The 19,925-nt window shown below is 71.4% G+C and carries 14 protein-coding genes; 3 read left to right on the top strand and 11 right to left on the bottom strand.

Annotation, left to right across the window (positions count from 1 at the left end):
- Window positions 1–2: 2 nt before the first annotated feature.
- Both ABZ887_RS27985 and lepA read right to left on the bottom strand, forming a co-directional pair.
- Window positions 3–1,877 (bottom strand): AMP-dependent synthetase/ligase, encoded by a 1,875-nt coding sequence (locus ABZ887_RS27985; RefSeq protein WP_361294580.1) that lies wholly within the window; start codon window positions 1,875–1,877, stop codon window positions 3–5.
- A 273-nt stretch (window positions 1,878–2,150) separates the two neighbouring features.
- On the bottom strand, window positions 2,151–4,025 hold the full coding sequence (lepA, locus tag ABZ887_RS27980) for a translation elongation factor 4 (RefSeq protein WP_361294577.1): 1,875 nt from the start codon (window positions 4,023–4,025) through the stop codon (window positions 2,151–2,153).
- Window positions 4,026–4,246: 221 nt separating this feature from the next.
- On the opposite strand from lepA, the gene rpsT reads away from it, so the two are divergent.
- Complete coding sequence (gene rpsT / locus ABZ887_RS27975; protein ID WP_089106790.1) at window positions 4,247–4,513, top strand: 30S ribosomal protein S20; 267 nt, start codon at window positions 4,247–4,249, stop codon at window positions 4,511–4,513.
- A gap of 233 nt (window positions 4,514–4,746) precedes the next feature.
- Here rpsT and holA read toward each other — a convergent pair whose 3' ends face one another.
- The 9 genes from holA to leuS form a co-directional block, all read right to left on the bottom strand.
- The gene (gene holA, locus ABZ887_RS27970) at window positions 4,747–5,736 is read right to left on the bottom strand and encodes a DNA polymerase III subunit delta (RefSeq protein ID WP_361294574.1); all 990 of its coding nucleotides are present in this window, start codon (window positions 5,734–5,736) and stop codon (window positions 4,747–4,749) included.
- A 93-nt stretch (window positions 5,737–5,829) separates the two neighbouring features.
- Complete coding sequence (locus ABZ887_RS27965; RefSeq protein WP_361294571.1) at window positions 5,830–6,075, bottom strand: hypothetical protein; 246 nt, start codon at window positions 6,073–6,075, stop codon at window positions 5,830–5,832.
- A 29-nt stretch (window positions 6,076–6,104) separates the two neighbouring features.
- A complete protein-coding gene (locus ABZ887_RS27960; protein WP_361294568.1) occupies window positions 6,105–6,986 on the bottom strand; it encodes a YceI family protein in 882 nt (293 codons plus the stop codon).
- Between the two features lie 174 nt (window positions 6,987–7,160).
- On the bottom strand, window positions 7,161–8,006 hold the full coding sequence (locus ABZ887_RS27955; RefSeq protein WP_361294626.1) for an arylamine N-acetyltransferase: 846 nt from the start codon (window positions 8,004–8,006) through the stop codon (window positions 7,161–7,163).
- A 13-nt stretch (window positions 8,007–8,019) separates the two neighbouring features.
- The gene (locus ABZ887_RS27950; RefSeq protein ID WP_361294565.1) at window positions 8,020–10,620 is read right to left on the bottom strand and encodes a ComEC/Rec2 family competence protein; all 2,601 of its coding nucleotides are present in this window, start codon (window positions 10,618–10,620) and stop codon (window positions 8,020–8,022) included.
- Window positions 10,617–11,789 (bottom strand): ComEA family DNA-binding protein, encoded by a 1,173-nt coding sequence (locus ABZ887_RS27945; RefSeq protein WP_361294562.1) that lies wholly within the window; start codon window positions 11,787–11,789, stop codon window positions 10,617–10,619. The genes ABZ887_RS27950 and ABZ887_RS27945 overlap by 4 nt, the downstream gene beginning before the upstream one ends.
- 130 nt (window positions 11,790–11,919) lie before the next feature.
- Window positions 11,920–12,765: a DegV family protein gene (locus ABZ887_RS27940; RefSeq protein WP_361294559.1), complete on the bottom strand. Its 846-nt coding sequence runs from the start codon at window positions 12,763–12,765 to the stop codon at window positions 11,920–11,922.
- A gap of 72 nt (window positions 12,766–12,837) precedes the next feature.
- On the bottom strand, window positions 12,838–13,566 hold the full coding sequence (locus ABZ887_RS27935) for a hypothetical protein (RefSeq protein WP_361294556.1): 729 nt from the start codon (window positions 13,564–13,566) through the stop codon (window positions 12,838–12,840).
- A 151-nt stretch (window positions 13,567–13,717) separates the two neighbouring features.
- The gene (gene leuS, locus ABZ887_RS27930) at window positions 13,718–16,597 is read right to left on the bottom strand and encodes a leucine--tRNA ligase (protein WP_361294553.1); all 2,880 of its coding nucleotides are present in this window, start codon (window positions 16,595–16,597) and stop codon (window positions 13,718–13,720) included.
- Between the two features lie 427 nt (window positions 16,598–17,024).
- On the opposite strand from leuS, the gene ABZ887_RS27925 reads away from it, so the two are divergent.
- Entirely contained in the window at window positions 17,025–18,290 is a 1,266-nt protein-coding gene (locus ABZ887_RS27925) for a cytochrome b/b6 domain-containing protein (protein WP_361294550.1), read from the top strand.
- Window positions 18,287–19,900, top strand: a complete 1,614-nt coding sequence (locus ABZ887_RS27920; RefSeq protein ID WP_293995625.1) for an NADH-quinone oxidoreductase subunit NuoF family protein — start codon at window positions 18,287–18,289, stop codon at window positions 19,898–19,900. Before ABZ887_RS27925 ends, ABZ887_RS27920 begins: the two co-directional genes overlap by 4 nt.
- Window positions 19,901–19,925 lie beyond the last annotated feature (25 nt).

The following is a 19,925-nucleotide window of genomic DNA, read 5'->3' as shown; positions in this document are numbered from 1 at the left end:
CCCTAGGCCTCCCTTGTCCCCGCGTACATCTCGTCAATGAGGTGCTTGTACTCCCGCTCCACGACCGGCCTCTTCAGCTTCAGGCTCGGCGTGATCTCCCCGTGCTCCACGTCCAGGTCCCTGGGCAGCAGCCGGAACTTCTTGATGGTCTGCCACTTCTGCAGCCCTTCGTTCAGCTGCTTGACGTACCCGTCGACCATCTCGACGGTCACCGACGCGGCCACCACCTCGGCGTAGGACCTGCCGTCCAGGCCGTTCTCCTTGGCCCACTCCAGGATCGCGAGCTCGTCGAGGGCGATCAGGGCGGTGCAGAAGTTCCGGTCGGCGCCGTGCACGAGGATGTTGGAGACGTAGGGGCAGACCGCCTTGAACTGTCCCTCGACCTCGGCGGGCGCGATGTACTTGCCGCCGGACGTCTTGATGAGGTCCTTCTTGCGGTCGGTGATCCGCAGGTAGCCGTCGGGGGACAGCTCGCCGATGTCACCGGTGTGGAACCACCCGTCGGCCTCCAGGACCTCCGCCGTCTTCTCGGGCAGCCCGTGGTAGCCCTGCATGATGCCGGGGCCGCGCAGCAGGATCTCCCCGTCGTCGGCGATCCGCACCTCGCAGCCGGGCAGCGGCTTGCCGACCGTACCGGTGCGGTAGGCCTCGCCGGGGTTCACGAACGACGCGGCGGAGGACTCCGTCAGTCCGTAGCCCTCCAGGATGTGAACGCCGGCGCCGGCGAAGAAGTAGCCGATCTCGGGCGCCAGCGCGGCCGACCCGGAGACACAGGCCCGCAGCCGCCCGCCGAAGGCTTCCCGCAGCTTGGAGTAGACGAGCCCGTCGGCGACCTTGTGCTTGGCGGCGAGCCCGAAGGGCGCGGTCGCGGCACCGGTGCGGCGGAAGTTGTCCTGGGTGACCTTGGCGTACTCGCGGGCTACCTCGGCCGCCCACTGGAAGATCTTGTACTTGGCGGCGCCGCCCGCCCGGGCCTTCGCGGCGACGCCGTTGTAGACCTTCTCGAAGATGCGCGGCACGGCGGCCATGTACGTCGGCTGCACGACCGGCAGATTCTCGATGATCTTGTCGACGCGGCCGTCGACGGCCGTGACGTGACCGACCTCGATCTGCCCGGAGGTGAGCACCTTGCCGAAGACGTGGGCGAGCGGCAGCCACAGGTACTGCACGTCCTCGCTGCTGATCAGGCCGGTCGCGGCGATCGCCTTCGCCATGTACGACCAGTTGTCCTGCGGCAGCCGTACGCCCTTGGGGCGGCCGGTGGTGCCGGAGGTGTAGATGAGGGTGGCGAGCTGGTCCTTGGTGATCGCACCGACCCGTTCCTTGATCAGCTCGGGGTGCTTCTCCAGGTACTTCGCGCCGCGCTGCTCCAGTTCGGCGAGGGTGACAACCCAGTCGGAGGTCTCGACGCCGGCCGGGTCGATGACGACGACCTGGACGAGCTCGGGCAGCTCGGCGCGCTTCTCGACGGCCTTGGCGACCTGTGCCGCGTCCTCCGCGATCAGCACACGGCTCTCGGAGTCGGAGAGGATGAACGCCGACTCCTCGGCGTTGGTCTGCGGGTAGACGGTCGTGGTGGCGGCGCCGGCGCACAGGATGCCGAGGTCGGCGAGGATCCACTCGACGCGGGTGGAGGCGGCGAGGGCGACCCGCTGCTCGGGCTGGATGCCGAGTTCGATGAGACCGGCCGCGATCGCGTAGACCCGTTCGGCCGCCTGCGCCCAGCTGAGCGACTTCCAGTCGTCCGGGCCCTGGCCGGAGGCCGCGGGCACCGGGTAGCGGTAGGCCTCGGCGTCCGGTGTGGCCGCCACGCGATCCAGGAAGAGGGCCGCCACGGACGGCGGTCGGTTCTCGATCAGTGTCTGTGTGTCGGTCACGACATCCTCCGGGGCCCGCGACGGTGCGGCTGGCTCAGTGCGGCTGGGGTTTACTCACGGTGGGGTTCGCGCTGGTTGTTTAACTCGCGAGTAACTATCGAGCAGGGATCAGAGTAAGCCGCGACCGGCCCGTACGTAAGGGGCATCGGCCTGTCTGTTTCGCCGCACGGTCCACGCAGAGCGACGCTACGCACGCGTAGGGGTCCGCCGCACTTTCGCACGGCGGACCCCCGTTGTACCCGATTTGCGCCCGCGACGGATTATTACCCGCGGTTACTTCTTGCTCTTGGCCGATCCCGCGCTGTCATCGCTGGAGAGCACCGCGATGAAGGCCTCCTGCGGAACCTCCACGGAACCCACCATCTTCATCCGCTTCTTGCCTTCCTTCTGCTTCTCCAGCAGCTTCCGCTTACGCGAGATGTCACCGCCGTAGCACTTGGCGAGGACGTCCTTGCGGATGGCGCGGATGGTCTCGCGGGCGATGACCCGGGAGCCGATGGCGGCCTGGATGGGCACCTCGAAGGCCTGCCGCGGAATGAGCTCGCGCAGCTTGGCGACGAGCCGCACGCCGTACGCGTAGGCCGCGTCCTTGTGGGTGATCGCCGAGAACGCGTCGACCTTGTCGCCGTGCAGCAGGATGTCGACCTTGACCAGGCTGGAGGTCTGCTCGCCGGTGGGCTCGTAGTCCAGCGAGGCGTATCCGCGGGTCTTCGACTTCAGCTGGTCGAAGAAGTCGAAGACGATCTCCGCGAGGGGCAGCGTGTACCGGATCTCGACCCGGTCCTCGGACAGGTAGTCCATCCCGAGCAGGGTGCCGCGCCGCGTCTGGCACAGCTCCATGATCGAGCCGATGAACTCAGTCGGCGCGAGGATCGTGGCCCGTACGACGGGCTCGTACACCTCGCTGATCTTCCCCTCGGGGAACTCGCTCGGGTTGGTGACCGTGAACTCGGTCCGGTCCTCCATGACCACGCGGTAGACCACGTTCGGCGCGGTGGCGATGAGGTCGAGCCCGAACTCGCGCTCCAGCCGCTCCCGGATCACGTCCAGGTGCAGCAGACCGAGGAAGCCGACCCGGAAGCCGAAGCCGAGGGCGGCGGAGGTCTCCGGCTCGTAGACGAGCGCGGCGTCGTTGAGCTGGAGCTTGTCGAGGGCCTCGCGCAGCTCGGGGTAGTCGGAGCCGTCCAGCGGATACAGACCGGAGAAGACCATCGGCTTCGGGTCCTTGTAGCCGCCGAGCGCCTCGGTGGCGCCCTTGACCTGGCTGGTGACGGTGTCACCGACCTTGGACTGCCGGACGTCCTTCACACCCGTGATCAGATAACCCACCTCGCCGACGCCGAGTCCGTCGGCGGACAGCATCTCCGGCGAGTTGGTGCCGATCTCCAGCAGCTCGTGGGTGGCGCCCGTCGACATCATCTTGATGCGCTCGCGCTTGTTGAGCTGGCCGTCGATGACACGGACGTATGTCACGACACCGCGGTAGGAGTCGTAGACCGAGTCGAAGATCATGGCGCGGGCGGGCGCGTCGGCGACGCCGACCGGCGCCGGGATCTCCTTGACGACCTTGTTCAGCAGGGCGTCCACGCCGAGGCCGGTCTTGGCGGAGACCCGCAGCACGTCGTCCGGCTCGCAGCCGACCAGGTTCGCCAGTTCCTCCGCGAACTTCTCCGGCTGCGCGGCCGGCAGGTCGATCTTGTTGAGCACGGGGATGATCGTGAGGTCGTTCTCCATCGCCAGGTAGAGGTTGGCGAGGGTCTGCGCCTCGATGCCCTGGGCGGCGTCGACGAGGAGGACCGTCCCCTCGCAGGCCGCCAGCGACCGCGAGACCTCATAGGTGAAGTCGACGTGCCCCGGGGTGTCGATCATGTTGAGGATGTGCGTGCTGCCCTGGTCCGGGCCCTCGGTCGGGGCCCAGGGCAGACGCACCGCCTGGGACTTGATCGTGATACCGCGCTCGCGCTCGATGTCCATCCGGTCGAGGTACTGAGCACGCATCTGCCGCTGCTCGACCACTCCGGTCAGCTGGAGCATCCGGTCGGCGAGCGTGGACTTGCCGTGGTCGATATGCGCGATGATGCAGAAATTGCGGATCAGAGCCGGGTCGGTACGGCTCGGCTCGGGCACATTGTTAGGGGTCGCGGGCACGCAGGGTCCTGTCTCTTGAGGCGCCTTATGCCTCGGGTCGGATCAATACGTAGTCTCCATGGTCCCATGGAGAGGAACCGGGGACCGGTTTGGGCCATTCTCCTGCCCGCTGGTAGTGTGGGCAGCTGTGTCTCATGCCCTCTCAGCGCGAGGCACATCTTCAAGAAATCATCGGTACGGGACCTTCACGGGCTCGTGCCAGAACCTGAAAAGGCTCATTCGTGGCGAACATCAAGTCCCAGATCAAGCGGATCAAGACCAACGAGAAGGCTCGGCTGCGCAACAAGGCCGTCAAGTCCTCCCTGAAGACCGCGGTCCGCAAGGCCCGTGAGGCCGCTGCCGCGGGTGACGTCGAGAAGGCCACCGAGCTGCAGCGCGCTGCCGCGCGTGCGCTCGACAAGGCCGTCTCGAAGGGCGTCATCCACAAGAACCAGGCCGCCAACAAGAAGTCGGCGCTTGCTTCCAAGGTTGCTTCCCTCAAGGGCTGAACCCTTGATTTGACGCCGGAAGGACCCGGGCGGGCCCTCTCTCATCCGCCCCCGACCGGCACCCGAGGATCGACGCGCGGCCTGCGTTCGCCACGCGGGCGTCGATCGACAGCTTGAACCAAAGGCCCCGGCGCCTCGCCCTTCCCCAGGGCGGGCACCGGGGCCTTCGGCATGCCCGGGCGCCCCCGCGCCCCCTTCTTCTCTGCTCTTGCTTCCTTGCTCTTGTGGTCTCGCTACCCCCGGCCTCGTGACCGCGCCGCGCGCGCGATGGTCACCACGGCCTTCTCCAGGGCGTACTCGGGATCGTCCCCGCCGCCCTTCACGCCCGCGTCCGCCTCGGCGACGGCCCGCAGCGCCACCGCGACCCCGTCCGGCGTCCACCCCCGCATCTGCTGCCGTACCCGGTCGATCTTCCACGGCGGCATGCCCAGCTCGCGCGCGAGATCGGCGGGGCGTCCGCCGCGCGCCGAGGACAGCTTGCCGATGGCCCGTACGCCCTGGGCGAGCGCGCTGGTGATCAGTACCGGCGCGACTCCGGTCGCCAGCGACCAGCGGAGCGCCTCGAGTGCCTCCGCGGTCCGTCCCTCGACGGCCTTGTCGGCGACGGTGAAGCTCGACGCCTCGGCCCGTCCGGTGTAGTACCGCCCGACGACGGCCTCGTCGATGGTCCCCTCGACGTCCGCGGCGAGCTGGGTCACGGCCGACGCCAGCTCCCGCAGATCGCTGCCGATGGCGTCGACGAGCACCTGACAGGCCTCGGGCGTGGCGGACCGCCCGAGCGCCCGGAACTCGCTGCGTACGAACGCGAGCCGGTCGGCCGGCTTGGTCATCTTCGGGCAGGCGACCTCCCGGGCCCCTGCCTTGCGGGCCGCGTCCAGCAGCGCCTTGCCCTTGACCCCGCCCGCGTGCAGCAGGACGAGCGTGATCTCCTCGGCGGGCGCCCCGAGGTAGGCCTTCACGTCCTTGACAGTGTCGGCGGACAGGTCCTGCGCGTTGCGTACGACCACGACCTTGCGCTCCGCGAAGAGCGACGGGCTGGTCAGCTCGGCGAGTGTGCCGGGCTGCAACTGGTCGGGGTTCAGGTCCCGTACGTCCGTGTCGGCGTCGGCGGCCCGGGCAGCGGCCACCACCTGCTGCACGGCACGGTCGAGCAGCAGGTCCTCCTGCCCCACGGCCAGCGTGACCGGGGCAAGCGGATCGTCATCAGCAGTCTTCTTGGCCATCGCGCCAAGCATCCCACGGCCCACTGACAACGGGTCCGGCCGCGCCTTCCCCGGCCCCGGGCCGCCCGCGCTCCCGCAGCCTCTACGGGGCCCCTACGGCTCCTCCCGCCATCCCTCCCACTCCCCGGCGAACGCGTCCAGTTCCGCCGGGTCCAGCCGGCCCTGCCCGTCCGTGAGCAGCACCAGCCACTGGGCGTCCTCCGCGTCGTCCTCCCCGGCCAGCGCGTCCCGCACCAGCCGCGGCTCCTCGTCGACCCCGAACCGCTCCCCGAGGGCCTGGGACGCCTCCTCCGCCGCATCGCGGTCCGGCAGCACCAGCACATGTCTCACATCGCTCACGGCCCCATTCTCGGGCACCGCCGGCGGACTCAGCCCTTCGGGACGATCTGCACGTCCAGGTCGATCCGGATGCTCGGCCCGACCACCGCGATCCCGCGCGCCAGCATGGTCTGCCAGCTCACGGTGAAGTCGTCGCGGTGGAGTTCCGTGGTGGCCCGGCAGGCGGCCCGTGCCTCGCCCTCCATGCCGTTGCCCAGCCCGAGGTACTCCGTGTCGAGGGTGACCGTGCGCGTCACGCCGTGCAGGGACAGCGCGCCGGTGACGGCCCACCGGGTGCCGCCCCTGTGCACGAACCGGTCGCTGTAGAACTCCAGCGTCGGAAACCGCTGCGCGTCCAGGAAGTCGGCCGACCGCAGATGGTCGTCGCGCATCCGGACACCCGTGTCGATGGTCGCGGCGTCGATCACGACGTGCATCGCGGACCGCTCCACCTGCTCGGCGATCCGTACCGCGCCCGCGAACGAGTTGAACCGCCCGTGGATCCGAGCCAGTCCGATGTGCCGGGCGGTGAAACCGATCGAGGAGTGCGTCGGCTCGATCTCCCAGTCCCCGGGTGCCGGCAGCTCCGGCGGCTGGGCGATCTGGAGGGTGACGTCACCGAGCGAGGCGAGGCAGTTCTCGCCGACCTGCGCGGTGGCGCGGTACGGCGTGAATCCCTCGGCGGACACGGCCAGCCGGTACTCCCCGGCCGGCACGGTCGTCACGAACGACCCGTAGGGATCCGTGCCCCCGCTGACCACCGTGCGCCCCATGGTGTCGCTGACCGCGAACTCGGCGTTCGTCACCGGTTGGTTGACCGGGTCGAGCACCCGGCAGCTCAGCACCCCGGCGTCGGGCGGAGTCTGCACCGCCGCGAGGGGGCTCGTCCGCTGCACCCGGTCCGTTCGGTTTCCCATCAAGCGGCCGAACATCCTCGCCACCCCTGTACGCCTCGCCACCATCCGTTACCGAAGAAACATTCGATCACTGATGCGGCTTTCAGGGCAACACGGGCCCACATCGCGGGAATCCGGCACATGCGCCGGAACTACGCACAAGTAGCATGCTACGCGCCAGTAGAAACACGTTCTCCCACGACGACCGAATTAGCCATTCCGGCTGCCTTTCCCCGGATTTCGCACAGTCGGCACACAGTCCAGCCGGATCCCGAACCGCTCCCGGTAGACCCCGAGCACCTCCTCGTCCTGCTCCAACTCCCGTACCTCGCGCGCCCCGTCAGCCGCCGTCTCGGTCAAGGTCCGCCCGCTGAGCGTGATCCGCCCGCCGTCCCCGGTGACCCGGGAGCAGACCAGCGACTGTGTGAAGTGCGACGACGGCGAGGTGCTGTGCCACCACGCCCCGGCCGTGAAGTCCCCGAGCACCCTCGGCCGGATCTCCAGCCGGTACTGCGGCTTCCCGCCGCTCAGCACGTCCAGATCCCCGGCCGCCGCGCCGTCCTCACCCCGTACCCCGGCCGCGTCCGGCCCGGCGGCCGCGATCCGGAACGTACCCCCGGGATCGGCCTGCTCGCCCCGCTCCGCGAACGCCAGCGGGTAGTGGCTGTGCGCCCCGAACCCCACGTCGGCGAGCCACTCGCTCCCGTCCACCGTCCGCACCCGCAGCGCCAGATGGTCGTAGGGGATCCCGAGCCGCCCCTCCGCCCCGTACACCCGCGCCGCCAGCGGCGTCACCTCGAAACCGAGTGCGGTCAGCAACACCGAGAAGGCACCGTTGAGTTCGTAGCAGAACCCGCCGCGGCCCGCGCCCACCACCTTGTCCAGCAACTGCTTCCCGTCGAGCACGATCTCCTCGCCGAGGTGGATCGACAGGTTCTCGAACGGCACGGTCCGCAGGTGCCGCAGATGCAGCTCGCGCAGGGCTTCCGCGGTGGGCCGGGCCGGACGGTCGGCTCCGAGCCGGTGGAGGTAGGCGCCGATCTGCGCGGGGTTCACCGAGTTCATGCCCTCAGTCTCGCGCCACGTGCAACTCCCCCGCCTTCCCGCCCCTGCCACCGCCGGTCACGGCGAGCGCCCCGTCCCGGTCGGTCCGCAGCACCACCGCCCCCACGGCCCGCAGCTCGGCCACCGTGCCCGGTGCCGGATGCCCATAAGGGTTGTCCGCCCCGCACGAGATGAGCGCGACCCGTGGCGCCACCAACCGCAACAACTGCGGATCCTGATACGCCGACCCGTGATGGGCCACCTTCAGCACGTCCACCCGGCCCAGGACGGCGGCGGCCGGTGATCTCAGCAGCTCCTGCTGGGCCGGGGGTTCGAGATCCCCGAGCAACAGCATCCGCAGCCCGGCCGACCGGACCAGCAGGACGACACTGGCGTCGTTCGGCCCGTCCGGCTCCGGGGCCGGGTCCGGGGGCGGCCACAGCACCTGCCACTCCAGCGGCCCGGCCCTGCGCCGCTCCCCGGCGACCGCCCGCACGACCGGGACCCGGTGCTCGGCGGCCTGCCTCCTGACGAACTCGGCCTGGTCCGCGGGTTCCCCGAACCCGGTCGTCTCGATCTGCGCCACCTCCCGCCCGCGCAGCACCCCGGGCAACCCCGCCACGTGGTCGGCGTGGAAGTGGGTGAGGATCACGAGCGGGATCCGGGTGATGCCGAGTTCCCGGAGGCAGTGGTCGACCAGCGCCGGATCGGGCCCGGCGTCCACCACCACGCCCGTACCCGCGCCCGCCGCGAGCACGGTCGCGTCGCCCTGCCCGACGTCGCACATCGCCAACCGCCAGCCGGGCGGCGGCCAGCCCGTGATCACCCGGGTCAGCGGCACCGGCCGTACCACCAGCAGCACGAGCAGCACCCCCAGCACCCCGCACCACCACGGATGCCGCAGCAGCCGCCGCCCCAGCAGTACGACGCCCACCGTCACCCCGGCCAGCAGCAGCGCCCCCGCCCAGCTCCCGGGCCAGTCCACGCCCGCACCCGGCAGTCCGGCGCCGGCCCGGGCGATCCCCGCGATCCACCCGGCCGGCCAACCGGCGCACCACGCCAGCACCTTGGCCACCGGCATCGCCACCGGAGCCGCCACGAGCGCCCCGAACCCCAGGATCGTGGCCGGCGCGACCGCGATCTCCGCCAGCAGATTGCAGGGCACCGCCACCAGACTCACCCGCGCCGACAGCACCGCGACCACCGGCCCGCACACCGCCTGCGCCGCCGCGGCCGCAGCCAGCCCCTCGGCCAGGCGCTCCGGCACCCCGCGTCGCCGCAGCGCCTCGCTCCACCCGGGCGCCAGCATCAGCAGCGAACCGGTGGCCAGCACCGACAGCAGGAAGCCGTAACTGCGGGCCAGCCACGGGTCGTACAGGACCAGCAGCAGAACGGCCGTCGCCAGGGCCGGGACCAGGGACCTGCGGCGACCGGTCGCCAGGGCGAGCAGAGCGACCGCTCCGCAGGCCGCGGCCCGCAGCACGCTGGGGTCCGGCCGGCACACGACGACGAAGGCGAGCGTGAGCGCCGACGCGAACAGCGCGGTCGCCCGCAGCGACAGCCCGAGGCGCGGTGCCAGCCCCCGGCGCTCGGTCTGCTGGGCCAGTCCCGGCGGTCCGACGAGCAGGGCGAGCAGGATGGTGAGGTTGCTGCCCGACACCGCGAGGGTGTGCGCAAGGTCGGTCGCCTCGAACGCCTCGTCCAGTTCCGGGGTGATCCGTGAGGTGTCCCCGACTACCAGTCCGGGCAGCAGCGCCCGCGCGTCCTCGGGCAGCCCGTCGGTCGCCTCCCGCAAACCGGCCCGCAACCGCCCGGCCAGCCGCTGCGGCCCGCTCGGCTCCCCCACCACCATCGGCGCGGGGCGCTCCCGTACCCGCAGCAGCGCCGCGACCCGGTCCCCGCCGGCCGTGGCCGGCGCCAGCCGCCCGCTCACCCGCAGCCGCGTGGAGGGCAGCAGCCCGAGCCAACGCGCCCGGCCGCCACCACCCGGCGCCCGCACCCCCGTGTCCACGGCCACCAGGACCGGTGAACGCGTCGTCAGCGCGGCCCCGTCAGCCCGCTCCACCCGCCGTACCTCACCGCGCACCAGCACCGCGGCCGGGGTGGCGTGGTCCCCCCGCACGCGCGGCCGGGCGGCCCAGGGGTCACCCGTGAGCTCCACCTCCGCGGTCACGGTGGCGTAGTCGCGGGCCAGTTCGGGAACCGGCCCTCGGCGTACGTCCGCCCCGTGCAGCCCCGCGGCTGCGGCCGCCCCCGCGACGCAGAGGAGCAGCGCGCCGGCCGAGACCTGCCGCCAGGCCGGCCGGGCGGCCCCGACGTCGGCGTCGGCTCCGACGCCGACGGCCACCGTCCCGGGCCGGGGGCGCGCCCGGCCGAGCCGCAACAGGGCCGCCCCGGCGACCAGGCAGGCGACGGCGGTCCCGGCCGTCCACCCGGGCGGCGCGTCCAGCGCCAGCGCGGCCGTCACCCAGACGGCCAGCGCGGGCGGCACCAGCCGCAGGTCGGCCCGCGCGTCGTGCCGCGCGCGCCGGTCGTGCGCGGTCCCGGGCCGCTGCCCCGGACTGGCGGACCCGGCCCGGTGTCCGCCCACTTGTCTCTGAGCCGCGCCGCCGGTCACGCGCCTCATGGCCGTACCAGGTCCCGCAGATCGGAGTAGCGGCGGTCACCGATGCCCCTGACCTGGCGAAGCTCGTCGACCGAACGGAAACCGCCGTGCTGGGTGCGGAAGTCGACGATGTGCTGGGCCAGCACCGGGCCGACTCCGGGCAGTGCGTCGAGTTGCTCCACGGTCGCGGTGTTCAGGGAGACGGGGAGCGACGGGCCGGCTCCCGTCGCGGCACCGCCCACGGCCTGGCCCGGTGCGGCCGGCGGGGCGGGGCCCCCGACCACGATCTGTTCGCCGTCCGTCAGGAAGCGGGCCCGGTTGAGTCCGTCGGTGTCCGTACCCGGCCGCACCCCGCCCGCCGCCCGCAGCGCGTCGGTCACCCGGGAACCGGCTGGCAGCGTGTGCACACCCGGATCACGGACCTTCCCGGTGACATCCACCACGATCTCCGCCCCGGACGTGCCGGTTCCACCGTTCTGGCCGAGCGCACCGGGCGCACCGGGCGCACCGGGCGCACCGGCGGCACCGGCTCCGGCTCCGGCTCCGGCAGCTGCAGGGGCGCCCGGGGCCGGTCCCTCCTCCCCGCTCTTCTCGTACGGCGCCTCCGCGCGCACCACCTCCGGTGCGCTCACGGACTCGGTGCGGCCCGCCCAGAAGTGCTGCACGGCCAGCGCCGCGGCAACGACGAGAACCGCCCCGAGGGCGACCGCGCCCCGGCGTTCGAGGCCGCAGCGTGTCTGCAGCCACACCGGCATCCGCTCCCGTACAGCGAGCCCGACCCGGGACCGCAGCCCGGGCGGCGCCGGCCCGCGCCGCGCCGTGGCCTCACCGGCGAGCGCACGGGCCGACGACATCACGGCCGCCGCCGTGGACAGGGCTGCCGCGGCGGTGCGCACTCCGGCCGTGGCCGTGCGCACCGCGGTCGTGGCCGCGGTCAGTCCGGTCGCCGCACCGGTGCCGGTCACCGTCTCCGCGGCGGGCGGTCCTTGCCCGGGCACCGGCGGCCCGGCGACGGCCCGTTCGCCGAAGAGGAGTTCCGCCCGGCGGCGCAGTTCGTCCGCCGGGGCGGGGCGGTGCCGGATGCGGGCCCGGACCGGGGACCGCCGGTGCCGGGTACGGCCGTCGGAGGTGGGGCCCCGGCCCGGGCCACTGGTCGCATGTGTCTCGTGTGAGCGTGATCGAAGTGCCATGCGACGAGGATCGGGCTTCCCGCCGATCCGCGATGATCTTGGTCGGTTTCCGTGGATCGCGGCCGGGTTGTGGACAACTCCGCCACTCGTACGAGTGATGGTGCCGACGCTCACGCCCCGGGCCCGCAGGTCACCGCAGCGAGACGACCGCCCCGAGCAGCCCGGGTCCGGTGTGCGCGCCGATGACCGCGCCGACCTCGCTCACGTGCAGGTCGACCAGCCCGGGCACCCGAGCCCGCAGCCGGTCGGCGAGGGCCGAGGCACGGTCCGGGGCGGCGAGATGGTGGACGGCGATGTCCACCTCGGCACCGCCCGCCCGCTCGGCGGTGAGCTCCTCGAGGCGGGCGATGGCCCGGGACGCCGTCCGTACCTTCTCCAGCAGCTCGATCCGGCCGCCGTCCAGCTGGAGCAGGGGCTTCACGGCGAGCGCGGAGCCCAGCAGTGCCTGGGCGGTGCCGATGCGGCCGCCGCGGCGCAGATAGTCGAGGGTGTCGACGTAGAAGTACGCGGTGGTGCCGGCGGCCCGCTTCTCCGCCGCCGTGACGGCCTCGTCGACGGTGCCGCCCGCCTCGGCGGCCTCGGCCGCCGCGAGCGCGCAGAAACCGAGGGCCATCGCGACCATCCCGGTGTCCACCACGCGCACCGGGACGGGTGCCTCGCGGGCGGCGAGAACCGCCGCGTCGTAGGTGCCCGACAGTTCGGCGGACAGGTGGAGCGAGACGATGCCGGTGGCCCCGGCCGCGGCGACCCTGCGGTACGTTTCGGCGAACACCTCCGGGCTGGGCCGGGACGTGGTCACGGGGCGCCGCTTCTGCAGGGCCTGGGCCAGGGAACGCGTCGAGATCTCGGTGCCCTCTTCGAGCGCCCGGTCGCCGAGGACCACGGTCAGGGGTACCGCGGTGATGCCGTGGCGCTCCACCGTCCGCGGCGGCAGGTAGGCCGTTGAATCGGTGACGATCGCGACATGGCGGGACATGAGCTGGAGGTTACCTGGCGTAGCCCGGGCGCGGCAGCCCGCCCCCGGCGGCCCGGACCTGGACCGGCCGTGTCAAGTGGTGCTCTCCGGCCGGGGCTTCTTCTGCCAGGGGTACACCCGAGGGCGGCCGGGCGGCGTGATCGCGGGCTGCACCGGGTCCTCGGCCGCGGCGGACCGGGGTTGCTCGGGCCAGGTCTGACGGTCGTCGGGGCCGACGGCGGCCTCGGGCCACGGCGGGGTCTGCGCGGCCGGATCCGGCCGGGTCCAGTGCCGCAGGGCGTCCGCCTCGACGCCGATCTGGGTGCTCAGGGTGTCGAGATCGTCGTCGGCAAAGCGGCGGGCCCGGTCCCGGGCCGCCCAGCGCAACGCGTCCGCGGACTCGGTGATGCGCTCGGTGCGGCGGCGCAGCTCGGGCAGGCGCGTGGCGAGCGTGGCCCGGTCCGGTTCGGACTCCAGGCGCCTGAGTTCGCCGTCCAGTTCCTGTCCGTGCGCGCTGAGGCGCTGGAAGAGGCCGAGGGACTCCTTGAGCGACTCGTCCTCGGCGACGCCCACGTACAACGCGTCCTGGGTGGCCCGCATCGAGGTGCGCAGGGCGAGGCGGAGCTGGGCGATCTCGCCCGCCGGGCCGATCTGGACCATGGACTTGGCGCGCAGCGTGTGTTCCTCGACCGTGCGCCGGGCCTGCGTGATCGTACGGTCCACCCCGCGCTTGGCGGCACCGACGGCCTTGAAGGTGACGTACGCCCCACCGGCGACGAAGAGCAGGAAGAGCACGGCGAATACGGCGATCACTGCTTCCACGGTGCTCCTCCTCGCTGCCCACCACCCCGGCCGTTTCCGGGCACGGCGTGGATGGCTGTGCTCCACAACGGTAAACGCAAAGGGCAGGCCCGGAGTTCCAGAAAAACCCCGAACCTGTCCGTAGGGGACCACCCGGAGGCGGTCGGCGGTGTCACGCCGTGACGATGTTCACCAGCTTCGGCGCGCGCACGATCACCTTGCGGATCCCGGCGCCGTCCAGCGCCTTCACGACCGTCCCATCGGCCAGCGCCACCTTCTCCAGCTCCTCCTCGGAGATGGCCGGCGACACCTCCAGGCGGGCCTTGACCTTGCCCTTGATCTGAACGACGCAGGTCACGGTCTCGTCGACGACGTAGTCCGGGTCGGCGACCGGGAAGTCCCGGTGCACGACCGAGTCGGTGTGGCCCAGCTTGCGCCACAGCTCCTCGGCGACGTGCGGGGCCAGCGGCGCGATCATCAGCACCAGCGGCTCGGCGACCTGCCGCGGCAGCGCGCCGCCCGCCTTCGTCAGGTGGTTGTTCACCTCGGTGACCTTGGCGATGGCCGTGTTGAAACGCAGGCCCTCCAGGTCCTGGCGGACACCGTCGATCGCCTTGTGCAGGGCGCGCAGCGTCTCCTCGTCCGCCTCGGCGTCGGTGACGGTGACCTCGCCGGTGGACTCGTCGACGATGTTGCGCCACAGCCGCTGCAGCAGCCGGAACTGGCCGACCACCGCGCGCGTGTCCCACGGCCGGGAGACGTCCAGCGGACCCATCGCCATCTCGTACAGGCGCAGCGTGTCGGCGCCGTACTCGGCGCAGATCTCGTCGGGAGTCACCGCGTTCTTCAGGGACTTGCCCATCTTGCCCAGCAGGCGGGTGACCTTCTCGCCCTGGTAGTAGTAGGCGCCGTCCTGCTCCTCGACCTCGGCGGCGGGCACCGGGAAGCCGCGGCCGTCGCGGTAGACGTAGGCCTGGATCATGCCCTGGTTGAACAGCTTGTGGAACGGCTCGGCGGACGAGACGTGCCCCAGGTCGTACAGGACCTTCGACCAGAAACGGGCGTACAGCAGGTGCAGCACGGCGTGCTCGGCGCCGCCGACGTACAGGTCGACACCGCCGTGCGGCATGCCCTCGCGCGGGCCCATCCAGTACTGCTCGATCTGCGGGTCGACCAGCTGCTCGCTGTTGTGCGGGTCCAGGTAGCGCAGCTCGTACCAGCAGGAACCGGCCCAGTTGGGCATGGTGTTGGTCTCGCGGCGATACTTCTTCGGGCCGTCGCCCAGGTCCAGGGTGACGTTGACCCAGTCCTCGTCGCGCGACAGCGGGGTCTCGGGCCGGGTGTCGGCGTCCTCCGGGTCGAAGGTGCGCGGCGAGTAGTCGTCGACCTCCGGCAGTTCCAGCGGCAGCATCGACTCGGGCAGCGCGTGGGCGACGCCGTCCTCGTCGTAGACGATCGGGAAAGGCTCGCCCCAGTAGCGCTGGCGGCTGAACAGCCAGTCGCGCAGCCGGAAGTTGACGGTGCCCTCGCCGATGCCCTTGCGGGCCAGCCACTCGGTGATACGGGCCTTGGCCTCGGCGACCGGCAGGCCGTCCAGCTTGATGTCGTCGTGCGAGGAGTTGATGATCTTCGCGTCGTACGAGGCGAAGGCGTCCTCCCACGTCGACGTGTCGGTGCCGCGGCCGTCGGGCGGCTCGACGATGCAGACGATCGGCAGCTCGAAGGCGCGCGCGAACTCGAAGTCACGCTGGTCGCCGGCCGGTACGGCCATGATCGCGCCGGTGCCGTAGCCCATCAGCACGTAGTCGGCGATGAACACCGGGATCTTGTCGCCGTTGACCGGGTTGGTCGCATACGCGCCGGTGAACACACCGGTCTTGTCCTTGGCCTCGGCCTGCCGCTCCACGTCGGACTTGGCGCCGGCCTGCGCACGGTACGCGGCGACGGCCTCGGCGGGGGTGGCGTGGCCGCCGGTCCACACGTCGTGGGTGCCCTCGGGCCACGCCGCCGGGACGAACCGGTCGACCAGCGGGTGCTCGGGAGCCAGCACCATGTAGGTCGCGCCGAACAGGGTGTCAGGGCGGGTGGTGAAGACGGTGATCTTCTCGCCGTCGATCGGGAAGTCGACGCGAGCGCCCTCGCTGCGGCCGATCCAGTTGCGCTGCTGCAGCTTGATGGCCTCGGGCCAGTCCAGCTCGTTCAGGTCGTCCAGCAGTCGGTCGGCGTAGGCGGTGATGCGCATGTTCCACTGGCGCAGCTTGGCCTTGAAGACGGGGAAGTTGCCGCGCTCGGAACGGCCGTCGGCGGTGACCTCCTCGTTGGCCAGCACGGTGCCCAGGCCGGGGCACCAGTTGACCGGCGCGTCGGAGGCGTAGGCCAGGCGGAACTCGCCCAGGACGTCGGCGCGCTCGGTGGCGGTCAGCTCGTTCCACGCGCGCGTGTGGCCCGGTACGGCACGCTCACCGGACTCGAACTGGGCGATCAGCTCGGAGATCGGGCGGGCCTTCTTCGCCTCGTCGTCGTACCAGGAGTTGAAGATCTGCAGGAAGATCCACTGGGTCCACTTGTAGTAGTCCGGGTCGATCGTGGCGAACGACCGGCGCTTGTCGTGGCCCAGGCCCAGCCGGCGCAGCTGGACCTTCATGTTCTCGATGTTGGCCTCGGTGGACACGCGCGGGTGCGTGCCGGTCTGCACGGCGTACTGCTCGGCGGGCAGGCCGAAGGCGTCGAAGCCCAGGGTGTGCAGGACGTTGTGGCCGTTCATCCGCTGGAAGCGGGCGAAGACGTCGGTGGCGATGTAGCCCAGGGGGTGGCCGACGTGCAGGCCCGCACCGGACGGGTACGGGAACATGTCCATGATGAACTTCTTGGGCCTGGCGACCAGCGCGGGGGCACCGGCCAGGTCGCCCGTGGGGTTCGGCGCCGCGTAGGTGCCGTCGGCGTCCCAGAAGTCCTGCCAGCGTGCCTCGATGTCGGCCGCCAGAGCAGCCGTGTAGCGGTGCGGCGCTGCCTCCGCCGACGTGGCGGCGGCAGCGGGGTTCGTCTCGCTCATGATCCTCAAAGCTCCATCGGTCGTCTCTGCCTGCGGCTGCGAACGTTCTAGAAACGAAAAATCCCCTCGCACAGGAGGGGACGCCGCGCCGATGCCGACCAACCGTTTCGTCCGGCGGTCGGGACTGATCAGCGCGGCCCGCTAAGCAGAAGGCGTACGGCACGCATGGCGCCAGGGTACCGCAGGCGTTGAGCAAGCCGCGACGCGCTTGCGTATCAACGGTTGACACGTGCGTCTGAGGCGACCATCGGGACGAGAGTTGAACCAGGTTCAAAAATTAGTTCGCGTAACGTCCGCTAAGGGACATCACAAGGACCGCACGGCCCTTTGATAACAACGCAATAACTCAAACCTCGTACTGATCGGTATGGCGCCACTTAGGCTGCGGCACCGGGACCGCTTTCCCGAACTGCTCGGAGTTGCCCCCATGAACCCTCGTCGTAGTAACAGCACGCTTCCCAAGCCAGGCCGTTCGGCCTGGGGGGTGGCGTCCGCTGTCGTTCTGTTGCTCATACCCGTGGTCGTGCTGACCGGAGGCAGCCAGTTCCAGTCGTTCCTGAACTTCGGCGCGGGCGTGCTCTCGCTCGTCTCGCTGAGCTGCTCGGTGATCTGGGGCCTGGTCGCACAGGACCGCATCTTCCTCAACACCCGCCAGCGGATCGTCGGCCAGGCGGTGCACCGGACGACCGCGGTCGCCTCGATCGCGTTCCTGCTGGTGCACATCGTCACGAAGATCGCCCTCGATCACACCGTGGTGATCGCCGCGATCATTCCGTTCTCGCTCGGCGTCACCGGAAGCGCCGGCCTGATCGGGCTCGGCTCGCTGGCCGGACTGCTGATGATCTTCGTGGGCGTCACCGGCGCCCTGCGCAGCAACTTCGCCGCCCCGGCCGTCGTCGCCGCCCGCTGGCGGGCCATGCACATGCTGGCCTACCCGGCCTGGTGCGCCGCACTGATCCACGGCTTGTACGCGGGCCGCGCGGCGAAGCCGTTCTTCATGATCTCGTACGACCTGTGCCTGGTCGGCGTGATGGCCGCACTGGCACTGCGCGCCGCCCCACGTCCCTTCAAGCGGAGGGTCGCCGACCGTCTCGTCTCCGTCCTCGGCAGTTCGGAGCGGCCGGAGCTGGACGACCTGGACGCCAGCCGCGCCCGCGCGGGCGACTCCGGGTACCCGGGCTACGAGACCATGCGCGAGCGCGAGCCGAGGCCGTCGCGCGCCGACACGGCGACCTCGCAGTCGAACCCGCTGTTCCCGTCCGCCGCGGCCGCCGCACCCGGCCCCGATCCGTCCGGCTTCGCCGCCGCCTACCGGGCGACGGCTGCGCCCGGCCAGCCCCAGTCGCCGTTCGCGGCCGGCCAGACCGCGCGCATGGAGCGCATGGACGGCCCGTCGAGCACCTCGGGCAGCTGGCCGATCCCGTCCCCGCCGCCGGTCGGCGAGGCCCCCCGGTCCACGTACGACCCGCTCCAGGACACCGGATACAACATCCCGACCTATGGCAATCCGGGCGCCGGCGGGACGGTCGGACGTGACGTGTACGACACGGGTGAGACGAATGCCCGGTACGGGACGTACAACTCGAATGACACGTACAACAGCGGTCCCGCCAACGAACCACCGCCCGGAGCGTCCTTCGACGCCCCGGGTTCGGGCGAACCTTGGAACACGCCTTCCGGAGGCTATAGGTGAACGAGGCCCTGCCCGACGTCCCAGAAGTCCGCGTGGTCGGCCTTCCGCAGCTCACGTCGGGCTTCGACCTTGTCGAAAGACTCGATCTGCCCATGCACCTCAAGGTGCACGGGCCGCTTGAACCCTTGGGCGGGGAGCAGCTCGCGCAGCTCTCCGAACGCATCAACCTGAAGGGCCGCGGCGGCGCGGGTTTCCCCTTCCACAAGAAGCTGCGCTCGGTCGCCGAGGCGGCGATCAAGCGCGGTGTACGGCCGGTCGTCGTCGTCAACGGCAGTGAGGACGAACCGGCCTGCCGCAAGGACACGGTGCTGATCAACCGTGCCCCGCATCTGATCCTTGACGGTGCGCTGCTGTGCGCCGAGGCGCTGGGTGCCCGCACGCTCGTGGTGGGGGTCACCCGGGAGTCCACGCAACGCTCCATGGAGCAGGCGCTCGCCGAGCGCGGTCTGAGCAACGGCCGACGTTCGGCGCTGAAGGCGTTCGTCCAGCGCAACCCGGTCCGCATGGTCACCGGCGCCGCCGCGTCGCTGATCCGCTCGATCGACGGCGGCCCGGCGATCCCGCCCGGCCGCAAGACCAGCGCCTCGCAGAACGGTGTCGGCGGCGCGCCCACGCTGCTGTCGAACGCGGAGACGTTCGCGCAGCTGGCGATCGCCGCGCGCATCGGCCCGGAGCGCTACGGCAACACCGGCCTGTACGACGAGCCGGGCACCGTCATGCTGACGGTATCCGGCGCGGTCGCCCGCCCGATGGTGATCGAGGTCCCCACGGGCGTGCCGCTGCGCTACGTCCTGCAGCTGGCCGGCGCCCCGCCGGTGCCGCAGGGTGTGCTGACCGGCGGCTACCACGGCAAGTGGATCGACGCGGCCACGGTCAACGAGGCGATCGTCTCCCGCAACTCGCTCGACGCGGTGGGCGGTGCGCTCGGCGCCGGCGCCATCCTGCCCATCACGCAGGAGACCTGCCCGCTGGGCGAGTCGCTGCGGGTCGCCCAGTGGCTGGCGGAGGAGAGCGCGGGACAGTGCGGTCCCTGCTACCTGGGCCTGCCCGCGGCCGCGCGCGGCATGGAGGACATCCTCAACGGCGGCGGACCGGCCGCCCTGGAGGCGCTCAAGCAGGTCGCGAAGAACGTGAAGCGGCGCGGCGCGTGCTCGCACCCGGACGGCTCCGCGATGTTCCTCGAGTCGACGATCAAGGCGTTCACCGACGACCTGGCCGCGCACGTTCTCGGAAACGGCTGCGGGCGGCCCGTGGAGGGCGTTCTGCCGCTCTTCGAGGACGGCAAGATGCCTTCGGGCATCCCGGGCGGCGGCGAGCCCGAGGACAACGGTGGCGGCAGCCGTCAGAAGATCTACGTCGACTGGACACTGTGCAGGGGCCACGGTCTGTGCGCGGACATCCTTCCGGAGGTCTTCGAGCTGGGCGCGGACGGTTTCCCGACGGTCGCGCAGGCGAAGGTGCCGCGGTTCGCGGAGGCCAAGGCGCTGCGCGCGGTGCGCCGCTGCCCGGCGCTCGCCCTGCGCCTGGAGGAGGACACGCGCTCGCAGGCGCCGGCCAAGAACCTGCCGGTGCTCTCGCAGGGCCGCGGCCGCCGGGCGCTGGGACGCTGATCGCACATTTCACGGCACGCATGTG

The organism is Streptomyces sp. NPDC047061 (genome assembly GCF_040643955.1).
Taxonomy (GTDB): domain Bacteria; phylum Actinomycetota; class Actinomycetes; order Streptomycetales; family Streptomycetaceae; genus Streptomyces.
This window is presented reverse-complemented; position numbering and strand designations above follow the sequence as displayed.